Origin of the sequence: Arthrobacter sp. 8AJ (assembly GCF_902506025.1) — a bacterium.
Classification (GTDB): Bacteria; Actinomycetota; Actinomycetes; order Actinomycetales; family Micrococcaceae; genus Arthrobacter.
The window spans coordinates 935,486-956,581 of record NZ_LR733289.1; the positions used below are offsets into that span (position 1 = coordinate 935,486).

18 protein-coding genes are annotated in these 21,096 nt (G+C 64.8%); 14 read left to right on the forward strand and 4 right to left on the reverse strand.

The annotated features are described in order from the left end of the window. Window positions 1–36: 36 nt before the first annotated feature. Complete coding sequence (locus tag BACI349Y_RS04320) at window positions 37–1,332, reverse strand: ABC transporter substrate-binding protein (protein WP_159630775.1); 1,296 nt, start codon at window positions 1,330–1,332, stop codon at window positions 37–39. 335 nt (window positions 1,333–1,667) lie between these two features. On the opposite strand from BACI349Y_RS04320, the gene BACI349Y_RS04330 reads away from it, so the two are divergent. The 3 genes from BACI349Y_RS04330 (at window position 1,668) to BACI349Y_RS04340 (ending at window position 5,187) form a co-directional block, all read left to right on the forward strand. Then, window positions 1,668–2,612, forward strand: coding sequence for a carbohydrate ABC transporter permease (locus BACI349Y_RS04330; RefSeq protein ID WP_159630779.1), 945 nt, complete (start codon window positions 1,668–1,670; stop codon window positions 2,610–2,612). Continuing rightward, entirely contained in the window at window positions 2,602–3,546 is a 945-nt protein-coding gene (locus BACI349Y_RS04335) for a carbohydrate ABC transporter permease (protein WP_159630781.1), read from the forward strand. Before BACI349Y_RS04330 ends, BACI349Y_RS04335 begins: the two co-directional genes overlap by 11 nt. A gap of 252 nt (window positions 3,547–3,798) precedes the next feature. After that, complete coding sequence (locus tag BACI349Y_RS04340; RefSeq protein ID WP_159630783.1) at window positions 3,799–5,187, forward strand: ABC transporter substrate-binding protein; 1,389 nt, start codon at window positions 3,799–3,801, stop codon at window positions 5,185–5,187. Window positions 5,188–5,378: 191 nt separating this feature from the next. Here BACI349Y_RS04340 and BACI349Y_RS04345 read toward each other — a convergent pair whose 3' ends face one another. Both BACI349Y_RS04345 and BACI349Y_RS04350 read right to left on the reverse strand, forming a co-directional pair. Next, window positions 5,379–6,734 (reverse strand): HNH endonuclease, encoded by a 1,356-nt coding sequence (locus tag BACI349Y_RS04345; RefSeq protein ID WP_328699839.1) that lies wholly within the window; start codon window positions 6,732–6,734, stop codon window positions 5,379–5,381. 308 nt (window positions 6,735–7,042) lie between these two features. Further along, window positions 7,043–9,058, reverse strand: coding sequence for a beta-galactosidase (locus tag BACI349Y_RS04350; RefSeq protein WP_159630785.1), 2,016 nt, complete (start codon window positions 9,056–9,058; stop codon window positions 7,043–7,045). A gap of 176 nt (window positions 9,059–9,234) precedes the next feature. Here BACI349Y_RS04350 and BACI349Y_RS04355 point away from each other — a divergent pair, with 176 nt between their 5' ends. Genes BACI349Y_RS04355 through BACI349Y_RS04375 form a run of 5 tightly spaced genes read left to right on the forward strand, consistent with a single transcriptional unit; the run spans window position 9,235 to window position 14,356 of the window. Continuing rightward, window positions 9,235–10,524 (forward strand): ABC transporter substrate-binding protein, encoded by a 1,290-nt coding sequence (locus BACI349Y_RS04355; protein WP_159630787.1) that lies wholly within the window; start codon window positions 9,235–9,237, stop codon window positions 10,522–10,524. Between the two features lie 50 nt (window positions 10,525–10,574). After that, window positions 10,575–11,528 (forward strand): carbohydrate ABC transporter permease, encoded by a 954-nt coding sequence (locus tag BACI349Y_RS04360; RefSeq protein ID WP_159630789.1) that lies wholly within the window; start codon window positions 10,575–10,577, stop codon window positions 11,526–11,528. Continuing rightward, complete coding sequence (locus tag BACI349Y_RS04365) at window positions 11,525–12,442, forward strand: carbohydrate ABC transporter permease (RefSeq protein ID WP_159630791.1); 918 nt, start codon at window positions 11,525–11,527, stop codon at window positions 12,440–12,442. The genes BACI349Y_RS04360 and BACI349Y_RS04365 overlap by 4 nt, the downstream gene beginning before the upstream one ends. 10 nt (window positions 12,443–12,452) lie before the next feature. Beyond that, window positions 12,453–13,085, forward strand: a complete 633-nt coding sequence (locus tag BACI349Y_RS04370) for a Poxvirus protein I5 (protein ID WP_159630792.1) — start codon at window positions 12,453–12,455, stop codon at window positions 13,083–13,085. Between the two features lie 2 nt (window positions 13,086–13,087). Continuing rightward, on the forward strand, window positions 13,088–14,356 hold the full coding sequence (locus BACI349Y_RS04375; RefSeq protein WP_159630794.1) for an MFS transporter: 1,269 nt from the start codon (window positions 13,088–13,090) through the stop codon (window positions 14,354–14,356). Between the two features lie 44 nt (window positions 14,357–14,400). Here BACI349Y_RS04375 and BACI349Y_RS04380 read toward each other — a convergent pair whose 3' ends face one another. Next, window positions 14,401–15,606 (reverse strand): Gfo/Idh/MocA family protein, encoded by a 1,206-nt coding sequence (locus tag BACI349Y_RS04380; RefSeq protein WP_159630796.1) that lies wholly within the window; start codon window positions 15,604–15,606, stop codon window positions 14,401–14,403. Between the two features lie 255 nt (window positions 15,607–15,861). Here BACI349Y_RS04380 and BACI349Y_RS04385 point away from each other — a divergent pair, with 255 nt between their 5' ends. From BACI349Y_RS04385 to BACI349Y_RS04410, 6 genes are all read left to right on the forward strand, one after another. Beyond that, window positions 15,862–16,530 (forward strand): YesL family protein, encoded by a 669-nt coding sequence (locus BACI349Y_RS04385; protein ID WP_159630798.1) that lies wholly within the window; start codon window positions 15,862–15,864, stop codon window positions 16,528–16,530. 123 nt (window positions 16,531–16,653) lie between these two features. Further along, window positions 16,654–18,183, forward strand: a complete 1,530-nt coding sequence (locus BACI349Y_RS04390) for an extracellular solute-binding protein (RefSeq protein ID WP_159630800.1) — start codon at window positions 16,654–16,656, stop codon at window positions 18,181–18,183. Further along, on the forward strand, window positions 18,184–19,158 hold the full coding sequence (locus tag BACI349Y_RS04395; protein WP_159630802.1) for an ABC transporter permease: 975 nt from the start codon (window positions 18,184–18,186) through the stop codon (window positions 19,156–19,158). 2 nt (window positions 19,159–19,160) lie between these two features. Continuing rightward, the gene (locus BACI349Y_RS04400; protein ID WP_159630804.1) at window positions 19,161–20,033 is read left to right on the forward strand and encodes a carbohydrate ABC transporter permease; all 873 of its coding nucleotides are present in this window, start codon (window positions 19,161–19,163) and stop codon (window positions 20,031–20,033) included. A 33-nt stretch (window positions 20,034–20,066) separates the two neighbouring features. Beyond that, window positions 20,067–20,795 carry a rhamnogalacturonan acetylesterase gene (locus BACI349Y_RS04405; protein WP_159630806.1) on the forward strand — a complete coding sequence of 243 codons (729 nt, stop codon included), beginning with the start codon at window positions 20,067–20,069 and terminating at the stop codon, window positions 20,793–20,795. Then, window positions 20,795–21,096, forward strand: a 302-nt coding sequence (locus BACI349Y_RS04410; RefSeq protein ID WP_159635193.1) for a DUF1961 family protein, incomplete at its 3' end; no start/stop codon positions are given. The genes BACI349Y_RS04405 and BACI349Y_RS04410, both read left to right, overlap by 1 nt.

Below are 21,096 nucleotides of genomic sequence, written 5' to 3' on the forward strand. Positions count from 1 at the left end.
GATGGTCCTGCCTGCTGCCGCCGTGGGGCGCTGCGGTCAGGAGAGGTTCTGGTTTACCTCGGAGATCATGCCCTTGGCCGCGTCGCGCGGAGAGATCTTCCCGAAGAGTACATCCGTGTTGTAACGGTTCAAAACTTCCATGGTTGCCGATGATCCCGCCGGGAACGGCTTGGGGGCCTGGACTTTGAGGGCGGCAATGCGGTCCAGGTAGGCGGCTTCCTTTTGCTGGGTTTCCTTCAGCAGGGGAGTGATGCCGGCCTTGAGTTCGGTGTTGGCGGGCATGCCGCGGTCACTCTTGATTTTTGAAGCGGCGTCCATGTTGTTGACCAGGTAGTTGATGAAGAGGGCCGCTTCCTTGGGTTGTGCGGACTTGGATGAGATGGCGTATTCCATCGAGGAGCGGAGCCAGGCGCCGGTCAGCTTGCTTTCGCCGGGCAGCTTGGCCATGACCAGGGGCGCCCCGGAATAGGACGTCATCTGGTTGCTCCAGGAGATCTTCATGCCCTGTTTTCCCTGTCCCATCAGGGTCATCTCGGGCTGCGCGGACCCGTCCTCCACCGTCTGTGATGCGGAAGGGGCGCCGCCGGTATCCATCAGCTTCTTGTTGAGCTCGAACCAGCGGGTCAGGGTGTCCTCGCTGATGCCCATTTTCTTCCCGTCGTCGGTGTAGAGGTCCTCGCCGTTTTGGCGGGCCCAGACCGCAAGGAAGGAGTCGTTGGCCATGGGGGTGGTGCCAAACGTGCCGGCAGGGGATTTACTGGTGATCTCGGCGGCGATCTGCGCGTAGTCGTCCCAGGTCCACTTTTCGTCATCCGGCATGGGGACGCCTGCCGGTTCAAACACCTTGGGGTCCAGGACCATCGACATGGAATTGACGCCTGCGGTGATGGTGTACTGCTTGCCATCGATTTTGCCCAGGTCCACGGTGCCTTCCGCGAACTTCGACGTGTCGATCTGGTCCTTGACCTTGTCCAGGTTCAGCAGGACGCCGCGGCTGGCGTACTCACTGGGGTAAGCGCCGCTCATGGCAATGACATCGGGCGTTGTTCCACCTGCGATCTGGGTGGCCATCTTGTCCCAGTAGGAGCTGTATTCGGTGTTTTCGCCCTGGACCTTGATGGTGGGGTTGGCGGCTTCGAAGGCTTTGATGACCTCCATCGTGGTTTTGGCCCTGGAGTCATTGCCCCACCAGGCGAACCGGATGGTGACGGGATCTTCCGCCGTCCCCACCTTTCCCGCCTGGGGACTGTTGCCGCAGCCGGTCAGGGCAATGGCCAGGGCGGCAATGGCGCCGGTTACTCCGACGGCGGATTTTCTGAGACCAAACTTCATTGTTGTGCCCCTCGGCTTCTCATTTAGGGTGGAGTGATGCGTCCAGCAGAAAACGGTTTCTCAAAACTAACAAAGGGCTATACAGGAGTCAAGAAAGCGTTTACTTTGGTACGGAGCCGCATTTTAGAAGGCACCCGCGGCGCCGGAATCCGCAGCCATTCCCGGCAGCAGCTGACCGTGCCGGAGGTGCCGCACACCCCATCGCCTGGCGATGACCGCAACGTGGAGGCCACGATGACCAAAGGAGACCACATGGCCGCAAAACACATCCCGAGGACGCACCGTCCGGCCCTGGTGCCGGACGCAGTGTGCCTGTCTCGGACGGAGCAGCTTCGGTGAGCGCCATCAGTGAGCTCAGCTCCATCACCCGGCGGAAGGGCAGAGTCACCGCCGAGGAAAAGAAGGCCAACAGGCGGGACAACAAGGCCGCCTACATCTTCCTGCTGCCATGGCTGGTGGGCCTGGTGGCCATCACCATCGGCCCGATGCTGATGTCGCTCTACCTGTCCTTCACGGACTATAACCTGCTCCAGCCGCCGGAATGGACCGGGCTGGACAATTTCACCCGGATGCTCAGTGACGCCCGGCTGCACAACTCACTGCGGGTCACCTTCACCTATGTCTTCGTCGGTGTCCCCCTGCAGCTCGCCGTTGCACTGCTCATAGCCCTCGTGCTGGACAAGGGCCTCCGCGGCCTCCCGTTCTACCGTTCGGTGTTCTACCTGCCGTCCCTCCTGGGCGGATCCGTCGCCGTGGCCATCCTGTGGAAGCAGATATTTGGCACCACGGGCCTGGTCAACCAGGTCCTGGCCATGTTCGGGATCCAGGGTCCGGGCTGGATCTCGGACCCCAGCACCGCTTTGGGATCGATCATCCTGCTGCACGTCTGGACGTTCGGCGCACCCATGATCATCTTCCTGGCAGGCCTGCGGCAGATTCCCGCCATGTACTACGAGGCCGCCAAGGTGGATGGCGCCAGCACGCTCCAGCAGTTCTGGCGGATCACCATGCCGATGCTGAGCCCGATCATCTTCTTCAACCTGGTGCTGCAGATCATCGGGTCCTTCCAGTCCTTCACGCAGGCGTTCATCGTCTCCGGCGGCAATGGCGGGCCCTCAGACTCCACCATGTTCTTCACCCTGTATCTGTACCAAAAGGGCTTCGGCCAGTTCGACATGGGCTACGCGTCCGCCATGGCGTGGGTGCTGCTGCTCATCATCGGCGTCTTTACCGCCATCAACTTCATCGCTTCTAAGTATTGGGTTTTCTATGACGACTAACCTGGAGACGCTGCCCGCCGCGGACAAGAAGACCGCGGGTGCCGGCAAGCCTAACAACCGCAAGCCGCGGGTCCGCGAGTCCCGGGGAACCCTGGCCTTCAGCCGGGCCCAGCGGGGCAAATCACTCATGAAGCACGGCATCCTGATCCTGGCCGGCGCGCTGATGATCTATCCACTCCTGTGGATGGTGGTGTCGTCGCTGCGGCCGAACGAGATGATCTTCCGGGAGCCGGGCCTCTGGCTCAACAGCCTGGAAATGAGCAACTACACCTCCGGCTGGTCAGCCCTGACCCACCCCTTTGGCCACTACATGCTGAACTCGGCCATCGTGGTGATCGGCTCCATTCTGGGAAACCTCGTTTCCTGTTCCATGGCCGCCTACGCTTTTGCCCGGCTCCAGTTCACGGGAAAGAAACTGTTCTTTGGCATCATGCTTCTCACTATCATGCTGCCGTTCCACGTGGTAATCGTCCCGCAGTACATCCTGTTCTCGCAGATTGGCTGGGTGAATACCTTCTGGCCGCTGCTGGTGCCCAAGCTGCTGGCCACGGACGCATTCTTCGTCTTCCTCATGGTCCAGTTCATCCGCGGTATTCCACGCGAACTCGATGAAGCTGCACGAATTGACGGTGCCGGCCATCCGCGCATCTTCCTGCGGGTCATCCTGCCGCTGATGGTGCCGGCGCTGGCCACCACCACCATCTTCACCTTCATCTGGACCTGGAACGACTTCTTTGGTGCCCTGATCTATCTCACGGATCCGGACATGTTCACCGTTCCGGTGGCCCTCCGGGCTTTCGTGGATTCCCAGTCGGCCACGAGTTGGGGTTCCTTGTTTGCCATGTCCATCGTCTCGCTGCTGCCGGTCTTCCTGGTGTTCCTCTTTGGCCAGCGGTTCCTCATCAAGGGCATCGCGACTACGGGCATCAAGTAACCCTCAAAGACAATCCCGGTCTGAACGGCCCGCCCTGGTGGCGGGCCGTTTGCCGTTGGGCAAGACATTCCCGGTTCCGGCCACGACGCATCTTGTATTACAAGTATTGAACTTGTAGTATCTGTACCAGAAAGCGCTTTCAGGAACCTTCGCACAGCCGGGAGGCTGCTGTCCCGCCGCCGAGTTTTGCCCCTCAACCACACAGCTGAGACCCATCACCCGCACCTGGATCAACGAAGATCGGAGTACACAGTGCCGCTTTTTCCCCGTCCTGCATCTGCTGCCAAGCAAACAGCAGGGGCACCCGCTTCAGGCCCTGACCCCCAACGCCGCGGTGCTCACACCCGCAGTGTCCGGACCCGCAAGGCCGGCGCGGTTGCCGCCGCCGTCGCCGCCGTTATGGCCCTCAGTGCCTGCGGTGGAGGAGCCGCACCGCAAAGTGCGGACGGCACCGTCGAGCTCCGCTTCTCGTGGTGGGGCGGTGATAAGCGCGCGCAGCTCACGCAGGAAGCAATCAAGCAGTTCGAGGCCGAAAACCCCAAGATCAAGATCAAGCCGGAGTTTGGGGACTGGAGCGGCTACTGGGACAAACTGGCCACGCAGGTGGCGGCCAACGATGCCCCCGACATTATCCAGATGGACGAAAAGTACATCACGGAATACTCAAGCCGGGGTGCCCTTCTGGACCTGTCCAAGTACGACATCGACACGTCCAAGCTGGATGAGGCAGCACTGAACGCAGGCAAGGGCGAAAAAGGCCTGACCGGCATCGCCGCCGGCATTAATGCCGCAACCATCCTGGCCAACCCCGCCGTCTTCCAGGCTGCCGGAGTCCCACTTCCGGACGACACCAAGTGGACGTGGGAAGACTTTGGCCGCATCGCCGCCGAAATCACTGCAAAGTCGCCCAAGGGAACCTATGGCGCGGCGGCCTACGGAACGGACGAGGCTTCCCTGGGAGTCTGGCTCCGGCAGGACGGCAAGTCACTGTATACGTCCGACGGCAAGCTGGGCTTCGAGCCGGGCGACATCGCCGAGTGGTGGGCCTTCCTGAAGAAGCTCAGCAAGGACAAGGCAGTGCCATCCGCATCCGAGGTGGTGGAGGCCGAGGCTGCCCCGCTCGACCAGAGCGGACTGGCAACAGGCAAGAACGGCATGGCCTTCTGGTGGTCCAACCAGGCCCCGGCCCTCGAAAAGGCGAGCGGCGGGGACTTGAAGATCCTGCGGTTCCCCACCAAGACCGGATCATCCGCGGACACCGAGCTTTGGTACAAGGCCTCACAGTTCTGGTCAGCATCATCGCGCACCAAGCACCCGCAGGAAACCGCCAAGTTCATCAACTTCCTCACCAATAACGTCAAGGCCGGCGAGGCCCTGCTTGCAGACCGCGGCGTCTACCCCAACTCCGAGGTCCGGGCGGCCATCCAGCCGAAACTGACCCCGGCTGACGTCAAGGTGGTCAACTTCATCGACCAGATCAAGGACGAGCTCGGTGAGGCGCCGGCGCCGCCGCCGAAGGGTGCGGGCGCCATCCAGGAAATCATCAAGCGCTACACCTCCGAAGTCCTCTTTGAACGGCTGTCCCCGGAAGATGCCGGAAAGAAGGCCACCGACGAAATGAAATCCGCCATCAGCAGCTAGTCCCCACCCCGCCAAACGGCTCCGGACAGGCTGGATGGATGCCTCCCCATCCGGATTGTCCGACGGCGGGTGGCAGCCCTGCCCCGGAAGGAACCCATGGTTCCTTCCGGGGCAGAGCTGTTTAAAGCGCAGTTGTCAGGCTGCCCGGGTGGGGTGGTGGAATTGAGCAGCCGCGTTCCATGGCGCAGCTTTTATGGGGCGGCGCGTTCCCTTCGCCTGGTCCGAAGCTCGTTATGTCGTCGTTCCGGTTCAGCCGGACGCCGGACCGGTTCGGAGGGCAGGACCCGCCCCAGAACCTGGACGGAGAGGGTTCGTGCCGGAGGGCAGGGTGGGGAGGACTCCCCGTGCAGAAGCTGTTCATTGAGCAGCTTACCCATGCCGGTGCCGGGGAGTGGTGGTGCTGTGGAGTGGTAGGTGTGGCCGGTTGGGGTGGTGGTCGCTACCGTGTGCCGCGGGCCGGGGACTGCTTTTGCGGTCCATCCTGGTGTTTCTTTGGTGTGGTTGCAGGCTTCGCAGAGGCCTTGGCCGTTACGGGTGCTTGTAGGGCCGCCGTCGTGCCAGGCGGTGACATGGTCGTGGTGCCTGATTGGGGCGTCGTCGCAGTAGGGGGTCCGGCAGGTGTCGTCCCGGATTTGAAGGAAGCGTTTCCGTGCTGGCGGGAAGAGCCGGGCTGTGGAGTCCATGGCCACCAGCTCGCCGGTGCCGGGGGCGGTGTAGAGCCGGCGGACCCAGAGGTTGGAGTCGGTCTCACCAGGAGCTGTGAGGGCGATGGTTCGTGCCTGTTCGGCGGGGATGGTGCCGTAGCCGGGCAGCCGTGCGGGTTCGGCGCCGGCCTGCAGGAGGGTGTGGTCGGTCATGACGAGCTGGATCTGAACCCCGGTCACGCCGCCGGGGGTGCCGGTGACGCGTTCGACGAGGGTGTCCGCCATGACCTGGCCCCGGGACCGGTGATCCCCGGCCGAGCGGGCGGTGTCGGCGTCCCGGCACAACGCGGCGTACGCGGCGACGCCCTGGGCGGCGGGGAGCAGCGCGGTCAGGCAGGTCATGGTGTCCGGGGCCGGGCGCAGGCTCACGCACCGCTCGCCCACGGCCCGGCTGGCGCGCTTCGCGACCGAGGCGGGGTCCCGCCGGTACGCGGCGGCCCGGACCGCGGCGATGATGGCCCTGTCGCCCAGGCCGTCCAGGGCGCCGGTGTCGGCGGCGAGTTCCTCATCCACCCCGGCCCGATCTTCGATGCTCAGGCAGATGGTGTCCTTCACGATCAGGGTGGCTCGCCACTCATTGACCAAACCTGCCCGGAACGCGGCGAATGTATGGGGCATGCCGGTCAATGCCGTGGCCAGGCCCAGCAACCGGGATCCCCGGGCTGGGGACTCCCGCCGTGCCAACGCGATCTGCGCCGCGACCCCGGCACCCTGCCCGGCGGCCGGAACCCCGGCAGCGGCCTGCTCCCGCCGCTGGGACAAATCAAACGCCACGGCGGTTTCAGCCTGCCGGGCCCCCGCCAAGGACTTCAGATCCTCCAACCCACGAATCTGCTCGATCATGCCCGCACCATCCGCAGGCACCGGGACCCGGGCGAGCAGGTTCAGGACATCCCCAATGGAAGGCACGGCGGCCGGGTATGGCGTGGCACCAACACCGGAAGGTCTGGCGCACCGCACCCCCTGTTGTACTGCCGCCGCCTCCACAACCGCTTCCATAACCAAAGTCTTCCACCAGGGTGTGACAATCCCAGCCACCCAAAGCCCCTATGTGGAAAACGTGGCCACTGTCCGCCCGGGACCCGCACAAAGACGCAGACGGCGCCACCCAAAGGAGGGTGCCGCCGTCGAACGTCCCGGAACGCGTGTGCCTAGCTCTCCTCCACCACCGCAACACCCCCGGCCGGAACGGTCCCCGCAAACGGCTCACCCGTCAGCAGGTCGGTGCCCGTGGCGGAAACCGAGGCAGCCGAATGCGTGTGGTTGGTCGCGAACAGGAAGCTTTGTCCGTCGGCGGCCATCCGGCGGACCAGCTCCACCCCGGGATCGGCGTCGGCAACCGGCGTGACGCCCGACTCGGCGAGCAGCCGGTCAAGGACGGCCTCGATGCCCTCGGGATCGGGGAAGGTGGCCAGGTACCAGGCCGCCCCGGAACCCGCGGCCCGGCGGGTAAGGGAAGGGACTCCTTCCAGCGGGTACCCGGTAAAGGTCTGCACCGCTTCCGCGCCGGCCAGATGGACATGCTCGCTCCACACCGAGGAAACCGTCCCGTCGCTGAGCTTAAGCTGTGACCCGGCAAGCAGCGGGTGGAACTCCTCCACGCGCACCCCCAAAAGGTTGCGGAATGCCCCGGGGTAGCAGCCCAGCCGCACGTGGTCCTGCATGTCCACGATCCCGCTGAAGTAGCTCACCAGCACCGTGGCCCCGGCTGCGGCGGCCGCAGCGATGTTGGCGGCGTTCCGATCCGAAACCGCATACAGCGTGCACACCAGCAACAGGTCATACCCATCCAGCGACGCGGACGGGTGCACCATGTCCACGGAGATCCCGCGGAGGAACAGGGCGCGGTGGAACGCCCGCAGCAGGTCCAGGTACTTCACGTCGATACTGGGCTTCGAATCGATCTCGCTGGCCCACCACGCCTCATAGTCAAAAACAATGGCGGCCCGGGCCTGCACCCGCGAACCGCGCACCGGTTCCAGCCGCTTCAGCGCGGCGCCCAGCTCCACCACCTCGCGCCACACCCGCGTGTCCCGTCCGCCGTGCGGCACCATCGCGGAATGGAACTTTTCCGAGCCGGCGAAGCTTTGGCGCCACTGGAAGAACATGACGGCGTCGGCGCCGCGGGCCACGTGCGCCAGGGAGTTGCGCAGCATCTCACCGGGCATCTTGGGCTGGTTGCGCGGCTGCCAGTTCACGGCCGACGTTGAATGTTCCATCAGGATCCATGGGTCACCGCCCGCAATGCCGCGGGTCAGGTCCGCGCTGAACGCGAGTTCCACGTGCCGTTCGGGGTCAGCGGCCACCAGATAGTGGTCATTGGCGATGACGTCCAGGTCCTTGGCCCAGTCGAAGTAGTCCATGGACTTGGTGGCGCTGGAGGCCATCAGGTTGGTGGTGCAGGGGATGTCCGGCGTCACTTCGCGCAGCACCGTCACGAGGTCCCGGTAGTAGTCCATCAGGGCCCAGGAGCTGAACCGCTGGAAGTCCAGCTGCTGGCCCGGGTTGAGCGTGGACGGGGCGACAGACGGCGGCAGGATTTCGTCAAAGGAACCGTAATTCTGGGACCAGAACGCCGTGCCCCAGGAGGCATTGAGCGCATCGATGTTCCCGTACCGGCGCTCCAGCCAGGCACGGAAGGCCGCGGCGTCCTCCTCCCCGTGGAACTCGGAGACGTGGCAACCCAGTTCGTTGTCCACGTGCCACAGGGCCAGCGCGGGGTGGTCCTTGTACCGTTCGGCCAGGACGCGCGTGATGCCCGCGGCGTAGCGCCGGTACGCGGACGACGACGGCGTGTAGTGCCGCCGCGAGCCCGGTCCCAGCACGGTCCCGTCAGCCGTGACCGGCAGGATCTCCGGGTGCTTGCGGACCAGCCAGGCAGGGGGAGCGGCCGTGGCGGTGGCCAGTGCCACCTTCACGCCGATCCCTGCGAGGTTGTCCATCACGTCGTCCAGCCACCCGAAGTCGTACTGCCCCTCGGCGGGTTCCAGCAGCGCCCAGGAGAAGATCCCCACGCTGAGGAAGTTCACGCCAGCTTCCCGCATGAGGTCCAGATCTTCCAGGCGGATGCTCACCGGCCACTGCTCAGGGTTGTAATCACCTCCGAAGGCCAGGCCCTCAACCCTGTTCCAAACGCTCGAAGGGGAGCTGGTTTCCTGCTGTGTCATGTGACTCCTTTGTCTGCTCGCAAGGCGGAACGGGGGCATTGGCCAGACGTTTGGAAAACGCTTGCCCAATTCCGGGAATGCGGATATTGTATCGTTTCAGAAGCCGTGTAAGCCAGCTCACTACTCACGTTGTAGGCGGAGCGGAAGGGCAACACACATCGAGCAAGGAGGCTCCCGTGATCAACAGAAGGCATTTCCTCACAACCGTGGCCATCGGCACCGCATCTGCCGCAGCCCTGTCGGCCTGTGGGAACGGATCCAGCTCTTCCGGCCAGACCGGATCGGCCGACAAACCCGTCACCATCAACTACACCTGGTGGGGCAACGACGACCGCGCCGAGCGCACCCGCAAGGCCATTGCCCTCTTCGAATCGAAGAACCCGGACATCAAGGTCAACGGCAACTTCACGGACTTCGCCGGCTACTGGCAGAAGCGCGCCACCGAGGCGGCCGGCGGCGGTCTTCCCGACGTCATGCAGTGGGACCTGTCCTACCTGCGGGACTACGGCCAGCGCAACCAGCTCCTGGACCTGGGCACGGTCAAGATCAACACTGACGCCTTCGAAAAGTCACTCCTGCCTTCCGGCCAGATCAAGGGTAAGACTTACGGCATTCCCACCAGCACCAACGCCTTCGCCGTCTACTACGACCCCGCCAAACTCGCCTCCCTGGGCATAGCGGAGCCGGACGGCAGCTGGACCTGGTCGGAATACCAGGCATTCCTGAAGGAGGTAGGGGACAAGGGGAACGGGACCCTGTTCGGCTCCACGGATTTCACGGGCGTGTGGTGGCAGTTCAACATCTGGCTCCGCCAGAAGAACATCCAGGCCTTCAACAGCGATGGGAAGCTTGGTTTCAGCAAGGACGACCTGAAGAGCTGGTGGAACCTCAACTCGAAGCTGCGCGGCACGCAGGCCCTCGTCCCGGAAGACAGGGTAACCCAGCTCAAGCCCAAGTCGCCTTTCGGTTCCAACGTCACAGCGTCTGAGGTCACCTGGGACAACTTCATGGCGGGCTACCTGGCCGACAGCGGGGCCAAATCACTCAAGCTTGTTCCGGTGCCGTCGGACGACCCGAACAACCTGGGCCTGTTCCTGAAGCCCTCCATGCTGATGGTGGCCAGTGCCAAGACCAAGTTCAAGGACGCCGCCGCCCGCTTCATCGACTTCATGGTCAACGACCCCGAAGTAGGCCAGATCTTCAAGACCTCCCGCGGCGTTCCGGCCTCCAAGACCCAGCGCGACGGCACCACGTTCGAAGGCGCCGACAAGCTCGTGGTGGACTACGAGAAATCAATTGCGCAGTACCTCAAGGACGCTCCCGAGCCGCCCATCGTTGGCTTCGGCACGCTGGAAGCGTCGTTCGGCCGGATCGCCTCCGACCTGAACTACGGCAAGCTCACGGTTGACGGAGCCGTCGACGCGTGGTTCAAGGAAGCCGAAGACCTCATCAAGCAGAACGCCTGATCCGGCGCCGTGCACTCCCACCCAGGTTTTACGACTGACGGAATGATCTTGTGACTCAAACTCCAACCCTGAGCAGGCGCCCGGCGTCGTCCGGTTCCCCGCTGCCGCGCAAGTCGCGGCAGCGGGGCTCGGACGCCCGCGCCGGCTATACCTTCCTGCTGCCCTGGCTGCTGGGATTCATTGCCCTCACGGTGGGGCCGATGATTTCCTCGCTGTACCTGTCCTTCACCAACTACAACCTGTTCGAGCCGCCCAAGTGGATCGGCCTGGACAACTACACCACCCTGTTCCAGGACGAACGCTTCCTGCAGTCCGTGGGCGTGACCGTGGGCTACGTGGTGTTCGGTACCCCCTTGAAGCTCGCGGCGGCACTGGCGGTGGCCATGCTGCTGAACAGCAAGCGCCGCGGCCAGGGCTTCTACCGCTCTGCCTTCTACGCCCCGTCCCTGATCGGTGCGTCCGTCTCCATCGCCATCGTCTGGAAGGCCATGTTCGGCGATTCCGGACCGGTGGACCAGGGCCTGTCTTTCTTCGGGATCAACCTGGGCGGCTGGGTGGGCAACCCCTCGATGACCATGCCGATGTTCATTCTCCTGACCGTGTGGCAGTTCGGCGCCCCGATGGTGATCTTCCTGGCCGGCCTCAAGCAGATCCCCGGTGAGCTGTACGAGGCAGCGTCAATGGACGGTGCCGGCCCGGTGCGCAAGTTCTTCAACATCACCTGGCCCATGCTCTCCCCGGTGATCTTCTTCAACCTGCTGATGGAAACCATCCACGCGTTCCAGATCTTCGCGTCGGCCTACATCATCTCCAACGGTGACGGCGGCCCCGCCGGATCCACCCTCTTCTACACCCTCTACCTGTACCTGCGGGGCTTCAGCGATTTCCGGATGGGCTACGCCTCGGCCATGGCATGGCTGCTGGTGATCGTGGTGGGCATCATCACGCTGATCTTCTTCCGCACGTCCAAGTCCTGGGTCCACTACAGCGGTGATTCAAAATGACAACCACGGCAACCCCCACCCAGTCCACACCGGACGCCGCCGCCCCGGCCTACAACCCGAAATCCGAATCGGTGGCAGCCAAACGGGCCAAGAGCGCCATCTTCCACCTGGTGGCCCTTGTCCTCACTGCCATCGTCCTCTACCCCGGCCTGTGGATGATCGCCTCGTCCTTCAAGCCCAACTCGGAGATCGGCGGCCAGAACACGTCGCTGTGGTCAAACAACTTCAGCTTCGATAACTTCGTGACCGCCATGGAGGGGATCGGCGGGGTGTCCACCCTGCAGTTCTTCACCAACTCGCTGATCCTGGCCCTCGGCGCCGTCGTCGGCACCATCCTGTCCGCGAGCGTGTCGGCGTACGCGTTCGCCCGGATCAACTTCCCCGGCCGCAGCCTGTTCTTCGGCATGATGATCGCCACCCTGCTGCTGCCCTTCCACGTGGTGATCATCCCGCAGTACATCATCTTCCAGCAGCTGGGCCTGGTGGACACCTACGTCCCGCTGCTGATCGGAAAGTTCCTGGCCGGGGACGCGTTCTTCGTCTTCCTGATGGTCCAGTTCATGCGCGGCCTGCCCGCGGAACTGGATGAAGCCGCCAGGATCGACGGCGCGGGGCACGCCCGGATCTTCGGATCCATCATGCTGCCGCTGATGAAGCCGGCCCTCATCTCCACCTCCATCTTCTCCTTCATCTGGAGCTGGAACGATTTCCTGGGCCCGCTGCTGTACCTGAACACCCCGGACAAGTACCCGCTGCCGCTGGCCCTGCGGCTGTTCGTGGACCAGACCCAGTCCTCCGACTACGGCGCCATGATCGCCATGTCCGTCCTGGCCCTGCTGCCTGTGCTGATCTTCTTCCTGATCTTCCAGCGCTACATCGTCGAAGGCGTCTCCACCCAGGGACTGAAGGGCTAGGCAAAGGACAATGAGCGCCATGGACAGCACCACATCCGCCCCAGGCCACGAACCAATCCCGGTGAACCGGTTCGCCCTGTTCTCCGAAACCCTCCTGGCGGGGGTGCTGGTGCTGGTGCTGTCCATACCGCTGGCCACCATCCCCGCCGCCTACGCGGCCGGGACCGCGCACCTTGAACGGCACCTCAATGGCAGGGACGATTCCGTCCGGGGGCTGTGGAGCCTGTTCAAGGCTGCCCTGCCGGGCAGCTGGAAGCTGGGAATCACGACGGCGGGAGCCGGCGTCGTGATTGTCCTCAACCTCCTGCTCGCATGGGTGGGGCAGCTGCCGGGCCGCGAAGTGGTCCTTCCAGCCACGCTGATACTCGCCGGCTGCGGCGCCATCCTGCTCCTGCGCACCGCATCCGCCTGGTCCGGCGCCACGGCTTCCGGTGCCACGGGCAAGGACACCTGGCACCAGGCCCTCCAGGTGGGTAAGGACGTGTCCCTGCGCGACTGGACGGGGTCCCTGCTCCTGGCGGCCGCCCTGTTCTGCGCCGTGGTGTTTGTCTGGATGCTCGCCGCGCTCTTTGTCGTGGTCCCCGGTACCCTGATCCTTGCCGCCGCCGCAGTGAAACTGCGCTCCAGCCGCGCCCGACGCTGACCGTGCCGTCCCGCCGCACCCGCCCCGCACCGTCTGCACGCCCGGGTATCAGCCAGCCGCGCTGGTTCCACCCCCTTAAGCAGCACAACTACCGGCTCTTCCTGGGCATGCAGCTCGCCGGCAGCCTTGGCGTCTGGATGCAGCGGCTGGCGCAGGACTGGCTGGTGCTGCAACTGACGGGGAGCCCGGCAGCGGTGGGGGCCGCCGTCGCCCTTCAGTTCCTGCCCATGCTCGTGGTGGGGCCGCTTGCCGGCCTGGTGGTGGACATCTTCCCCAAGCGCAGGATCATGATGGTGTGCCAGTCCGTCATTGTGCTGCTCGGCCTTGGGCTGGCGGCCTGGGCTGCCAGCGGCACCATTACGGTCTGGGTTGTTTACGCCAGCTGCATGGCGCTGGGCATCACCGCGGCGGTTGATCAGCCCACCCGCCAGGTCTTCGTCAATGAGGTGGTGGGCGACGCAGCCCTGCGTCCCGCCATCGGACTGAACAACGCCCTCGCCCAGCTGGGTGCCATGGCCGGCCCCGCGCTGGGCGGCGTGCTGATCGCGCAGGCAGGGCCGGCCGCGGCCTTCGCTTCAAACGCAGTGATCGGGTTGGTGGTGCTGGGCCTGATCGCCGGCATCCGGCCGCACGAACTGCATCCCGGTACACCCGCCGAGCGGGGCCGCGGGCAGGTGCTTGCCGGCTTCCGCTACGTCCGTGAACGCCCGCGCCTGCTGCTCCTCATCCTGCTGGCCGGCCTGCTGGGCGCCTTCGGCATGAACGGGCCGGTGGTCCTCGCGGCCTTCGCCCAGGACGTGTGGCACAACGGCGTGGAGGGCTTTGGCCTCTTCAACATGGTCAGCGCCGGCGGCGCCCTGGCCGGTGCCCTCCTGGCAGCCCGGCTGGGGACCATGGGCCGCAGGGGCATTGTGGCCGCGGCGGGGCTTTTTGGGCTGTCCCAGCTGGTGGCCGCCCTGATGCCCACCCTGGTTTTGTTTGTGGCGCTGCTGGCGGTGGTGGGCATCATGACGTTGCTGTTCCTCACCAGCGCAGCCACGGCCGTCCAGCTCGAGGCCGGGCCTGCCATCCGCGGCCGGGTGATGGCCCTGTACCTTCCTCTCCTGCTGGGCGGCCACGCCTGCGGCGGCCTCCTGGCGGGCTGGTTGACGGAACAGTTCGGCGTCCGGACCGGGCTGGTGGTCACCGGCGGACTGGGCATGCTCTCCGCGGCCGTGGTGGGCCTGCTCCTGTGGCGCCACGGACGGCGCCGGGGTGTTGCTGCACGATAGTGAAAGACCCGGCGGCCGGCTGCGCCGCCGGGTCCTGAACCGCATCAGGACACAGGGATGTCGAAGGCCACCGGCGCGGCCACAGCCCAGGGGAGCCCAATTTCGCTGAACGTGGCATGCTGCCGGCCGGCGCGCTCCAGGGCTTCCTCGATGCCTACCACCACGGCATGCGCAGCGTCTCCTTCGCCTTCCCAGCGGACGCAGGCGGGATCGATGGGGGCCGGCGGCGGTGCGGTCCGGATGGCTTCCAGCACCAGCATGAAGGCTCCGCTGTCCGCCAGGCTGCTGGCCAGCGGAACGCCGTGGCCGCGGTGGGCCAGGAGATTCTCCGTCAGGTCGTCCCGGCCGAAGGTTTCCTCCGTGCGCCCGGCCGCCGTCTCCACCGTCAGCCGGTCCTCGGTGTAGTGGAACACCGCCGTGCCGGCCGAACCTTGCAGCGTGACGTACGGTTCAACGGACTCCGCGGCGCAGATGGTCAGGGCGCAGGTGATGGGCAGGCCCGAGGCGGTGCGGATCCGGATCACGGAGGTGTCATCCGACTCGATGTCATTGGCGCGGTACAGCTCGGTTTCCACTGATGCGAGGTCTGCTGTGGTGCGCGCCCCGGCAATCCGGAGGGCGGTTGCCACCGCGTGCGCCAAGGGGTTGGTGGCCACGCCATCCACCACATCCACGCCATTGATGCTGCGTTTTCCTGCCCAACGGGAGCGCGTGTAGTAGGCCCGGTCCCGGACCCAGCGGCCGGTGGCGGAGATGCCCTCCAGTGTTCCGATGGTCCCGGCGGCAAGCAGTTCTTCGATGGCTCCAAGCGCGTGCGAGCCCAGGCTCTGGAAGCCGATCTGCACCCCGTGGCCGGACCTGGCGGCTGCCGTGCACAACCGGTTGAAGTCGGCCAGGGAGGCGACGGGTGGCTTCTCAAGGTACAGCTCAGCGTCGGTGGCCAGGGCGGCCAGGGCCAGCGGGGCATGCGTCTGGATGGGGGTGGCCACGATGACCAGGTCCAGGTCCCGGGTGGCGGTGAGGAGCTCCTCGAGCCCCGGGTAGACGGCGGCCGACGGCGGGAGGGCGCCGGGTGCCGGGGGCTGCGGGTCCGCCACGGCGACCAGGCTGACACTGCCTGCCGCCTGCAGGCGCTGGAGGTTCCGCAGGTGGTGGGTGCCGAAGCCGTGCACTCCCACCAGTGCAACCCGTGCCGGGGTTGTTGCTGAAGCCGCGGCGGCGCTGCCGGCGGCTTCCGTTGCCGTTTCCATGGTTCTCCGTTCTGCCCACCGGCTCCCGCCTTGCGGGCACCGGCATCATCTGCGCGTGCATCGAGTCAGCAAGCGCTTTCCACCTTTTAGTGTGCGGCAAACGGCAAGCCGCCGTCCAGCTATGTAACGATTCAAAGTTCCGCTTGACCGCGGCCGGATAGGGGGTTTACATTTTCGAGAAACCGATTACCGGCGTGATGCGGGACACTTTCCGCTTCGCCTCTGCAACGATGGAGAACAGAAGGGAGCCGTGCCATGCTGTCCGGGACCTTCAGTGCGCGCGCCTACTCATTTTTTGACACGCTAGTGTGGATCGCCGGCCTGAACCTGCTGTGGATCGCCTTCACCCTGCTGGGTTTTGGCATTTTTGGTGCAGGTCCGGCCACCGCCGCGGCACAGATTGCGGTGCGCAAGCGGGCCGCAGGCGATGCTGTTCCGCTGCTGCGGGGGTTTGCCTCCGCATACTTCCGGAACTTCCTCCGGGCCAACGCCCTGGCGCTCCCGGTCATGGCCGTCGCGGCGGCCCTTGTCCTGAACTGGAACTATTTTTCGGGAGGCAGGGGAGTCCTGGCGCAGTTCATGGCCGTCGGCATCCTGGTTGCCGCCATCTTCCTGACGGGGGCCGTTTGCTACGTGTTCCCCATGTATGCCCGGTACGAGTTGCCCCTGTTCCAGTACCTGCTGATGTCGTCCCGGTTCGCCCTGCGGCACCTGGCGGGAACGGTCATCCTGCTCTTCGTTTCCGCCGCGGTACTTTACGCCAGCAGTTGCCTTCCGGGCCTGGTTCCATTCTTCAGCATCGGGGCCTGGCTCTACCTCACCGGCTGGTTGTGTGACCGCTTCTTCGCGGCCAATGACGAGTCGGCGGCCGCAGCGGGGGAGCCTGCCGCGCGCACCGCCCTGCAGGGGGCCACCGCCGCCTGACGCTGCTCCCTGCCCTTGGTTGCCGATGGTGGGCGCTGCCCTGGGCGGACGCATGAATGAAACGTATCAAAACCGTGGGCCAGCCAGCCCAACAAACCCCAAAGAAGTGGAAAAGGACGACATATGATCCATCGCAAACTCTCCCTGGCCGCCGCCGTCGTAACGGCCACGGCGCTGTCCCTCACCGCGTGCAGCGGCGGGGACGCCCCGGCCGCGGCCCTCACTTCGGTGTCCATCATGGCCCCGTTCCTGGAGGCCCAGCCGCCTGCAGCGGACGGCGCGGTGCAGAAGAAGCTGGAGGAGCTCACCGGCAAACAGGTCAAAATCAACTGGGCGCCGAACGCCTCCTATGAGGACAAGACCAACATCACGCTGGCGGGATCCGACATTCCGCAGGTCATGGTGATCCAGGGCAAAACACCCGGCTTCGTCAAGAACGCCCAGGCGGGCGCGTTCTGGGACCTCACCGACAAGCTGGACAAGTACCCCAACCTCAAGACCACTTTCCCGGACATCCAGAAGAACGCCAGCGTCAACGGCAAGGTTTACGGCGTCTTCCGCGGCCGTTCCCCCATGCGTGCGGCCGTCATGTTCCGGCAGGACTGGCTGGACAAGCTGGGCCTGCAGCCGCCCAAAACCACGGAGGACCTGTACAAGGTGGCAAAGGCCTTCACCGAGCAGGATCCGGACGGCAATGGCGTCAATGACACCTACGGCATCACCATCCCCAAGTGGGGTGCGCTGGGCACCAACAGCCCCTACGACCTGATCGAGGAATGGTACGGCGCCGGGAACCGCTGGACGGAGCGGGACGGGAAGCTCATTCCCAGCTTCGAAACCGACGAGTTCCTCGAGGCGGACCGTTTCATCAAGAAGATGGTTGACGAAAAGCTCATCAACCCCGACTTCGCCACCTTCGACAGCACCAAGTGGAACGAGCCGTTCTTCAACGGCAAGGGCGGCATCATCGTCGACGTCGATTCCCGGGTGAGCGTGCTCATCAACCTCTTCAAGCAGGCAGACCCCACCAACTTCCAGAACAAAGTGGGCTTCGTGGGCAACCTCGAAGGCCCGGACGGCAAACTGCACGCCCACCCCACCGACGGCTACTCAGGCTTCCTTGCGATCCCCAAGGCCAGCGTCAAGAGCGAGCCCGAACTGGACAAGGTCCTGGCCTTCCTCAACACCATGAACGGCAAGGATGTTGCGGTCCTGCTGAACAACGGCATCGAGGGCGTGAACTTTACGGTGGAGGCCGGCAAGGCCGCCACCATCAAACCGGAGACGCCGGAGGGCAAGGCCGTCACCACCGACATCAAGAGCTACGCCCAGCTGGGCATGAACGTTGCCGGCAACGAGTTCTACCCGGTGAAGCAGGCCTCCGACTACGAGCAGCAGGTCTTCGACAAGCGGACCGACGTCATGGCCCAAGACCTCAAGAGCGCCGTCTACAACCCGGCCGCACCCTACGTTTCGGCCACCTATGTGGCCAAGGGTGCCCAGTTGGACAACATTGTGGCCGACGCCCGGATCAAGTACCTGGCCGGACAGATCGATGAACAGGGCCTCAAGGATGCCATCAAGCTGTGGGACACCAGCGGCGGCAACAAGGTCAAGGAAGAAATCAACAAGCTCTGGCAGGACAACAAGTAAATGGCAGCCCCTGTCATTGACACCCTCGCCGGGGAGCGGACGCGCAGGACCGCTCCCGCTCCCCGGAACGGGGGCAGGTTCTCCGTCCATTTCGCGCACTACAAATGGCTGTACCTTCTGCTGCTGCCTGGCGTGGTGTACTTCGCGGTGTTCCGCTACGCCCCCATGTACGGTGTCAGCATCGCCTTCAAGGACTACGTCCCGTTCCTGGGCGTCAACGGCAGCCCGTGGGTGGGGTTCCGGAACTTCGAGGACTTCTTCGCCAACCCGGACTTCCCGCGGCTGCTGGGCAACACCCTGATCCTGGCCTTCCTGAACCTGGGGGTGGCCTTCCCGCTGACCATCATCCTGGCGCTGCTGCTGAACGAAGTCCGGCTGTCCATCCTCAAGCGCACGGTCCAGACACTGGTGTACATCCCGCACTTCCTGTCCTGGACCATCGTGGCGTCGCTGAGCTTCCTGCTGTTTGCCCTGGACATCGGGCCGCTGTTCCAGTTCCTGAACAACGCCATGGGCACGCACGTCGACTTCCTGTCAGATCCCGCCTGGTTCCGGCCACTGATCGTGCTGCAGGAGATCTGGAAGAACACCGGCTGGGGCACCATCATCTTCCTGGCCGCCCTTTCCACTGTGGACCAGGACCAGTACGAAGCCGCGATCATCGACGGCGCGGGCCGGTTCCGGCGCGTCTGGCACATCACGCTTCCCGCGATCCGTTCCACGATCATCGTGATGCTGATCCTGGCCATCGGGCAGATGCTCAACACCGGGTTCGAACAGATTTATCTGATGACCAACGCGCTGAACCGTGAGGTGGCGGATGTCTTTGACACGTACGTCTACTTCGTAGGCATCACGCAGGGCGCCTACAGCTACTCCACCGCCGTGGGCCTGTTCAAATCGCTGGTGGGCATCGTGCTGATCTTCGGCACCAACTGGCTGGCCAAGCGATTCAACCAGAGCGGACTGTTCTAGCCATGAAAATCCACAACACCCGCGGCGGCCGGATCTTTGACGCCGCCAACTACGTGTTCCTGTCCCTGATCGGCCTCATCACCCTGTTGCCGTTCGTGTACGTCTTCGCCGGATCGTTTGCCACCGAAGCCGAAATCACGCGCCGGGCATTCTTTGTCTGGCCCGAGCAGTTCACCCTGGGCTCCTACGAATACATTTTTGCCACTCCGGCGTTCGTGCGCGCCCTGGTGACCACCATCCTGGTCACCGTGGTGGGCACCCTGGTCCAGCTGGCCTTCACAGTGACCATGGCCTACCCGCTGGCCAAGAAGACGCTCCGCGGGCGGCAGGTCATCCTGTCCCTGGTGGTCTTCGCCATGGTCTTCTCCGGCGGCATGATCCCCACGTTCCTGCTGGTCAAGGACCTGGGCCTGCTGAACTCCTACTGGGCCCTGATCCTGCCCGCGGCCATCAACCCGTTCAGCCTGATCATCATCAAGAACTTCTTCCAGGAGCTCCCTGCCGAACTGGAAGAGTCCGCCAAGATGGACGGCGCCACCGAGATCGGCATCCTGTGGCGGATCCTGCTGCCGCTGTCCAAGCCCGTCCTGGCCACCTTTGCCCTGTTCTATGCGGTGGGCATCTGGAACGACTTCATGTCACCCCTGCTATACCTGAGCGACAACTCCAAGTGGACCCTGCAGATGTACCTGCGCCAGGTCACCGCCGCCTCGGACCTGCTGGGCACCGGCAACGTTGATCCCAACTACATCCCGCCCGAACAGGGCATCAAGTTCGCCGTGATCGTGGTGGCCACGCTGCCCATCCTCATCTTCTACCCGTTCCTGCAAAAGCATTTCGCCAAGGGTATGCTCATCGGCTCCGTCAAAGGCTGACTCTGCCCGCGGGCATCAAAGGAAAGAACCACCATGAAAATCCTGCTGGCCGGAGATTCCACCGTTGCCAACTGTCCCACGCACGAGTTCCCCATGAGCGGCTGGGGAGCGCAGCTGGCACCCTTCACCTGCACGTGGGGCACGGTACACAACTTCGCCAAGGGCGGCGCCGACACCGAATCCTTCCGCACTGAGGGGCTCTGGGCGGAGCTGCTCACCGAAGCAGGCCCGGACGATGCCGTGCTCATCCAGTTCGGCCACAACGACCAGAAGAAGCCGCACCTGGCCGCCCGCACCGGCTACGCGGCCAACCTGCGAACCATGGTGGGGGAGGTGCGCGCCCGGGGCTCGGCAGTGGTGCTGTGCACCTCCGTGGAGCGCCGGCACTTCCTGGACGGCAGGCACCCGGGGGAGGGGCCGTCGTCGGACGTCCTCGCAGAGAGCCTGGAGGACTATCCGGAGGTGGTCCGCGAACTGGGGCAGGAGCTCGGGGTCCCCGTGGTGGACCTCAACGAGTGGACCCGCCACCTGTATCTCCGGCTGGGCCGGGACGGATCGAGGGAGCTCTTCTGCCACTTCGCGCCGGGGGAGCATGCGCATTGGCCGGGCGGCCTGGCGGACAATACGCATTTCTCCCGGCACGGTGCCTCGCTGGTGGCCGGGGAGGTGGCGCGGCAGCTGCGCCGGCTCGGGTACGGGCCGGCTGGAGAGGCGGAGCCGGCCGGCACCTGGGGAATGAGTACGACGGCGGGACGCGCCTAGTGGGGGCCGCAGCGGTTAGGGAGCGGATCCTCTACAGCAACCCGCTGGCGGGGCCCGATGACGTGGCTGGATGGGTAGCGGAAGGGCCGTTGCGCGGCGGCAGCCACAAGGGTTCCCTGGAGCTCTCCGGTGCGCTGGACGACCAGGAATTCGGCGACCACGCGCACTGGACGTTGTGGTGCCCGGAGAACTTCCCGGACGGCATCCGCATCAGCTGGGAATTCCGCCCGCTCGCCGAGCCGGGCCTGGCCATGCTGTTCTTCGCGGCCACCGGACACCGCGGGCAGGACCTCTTCAGCCC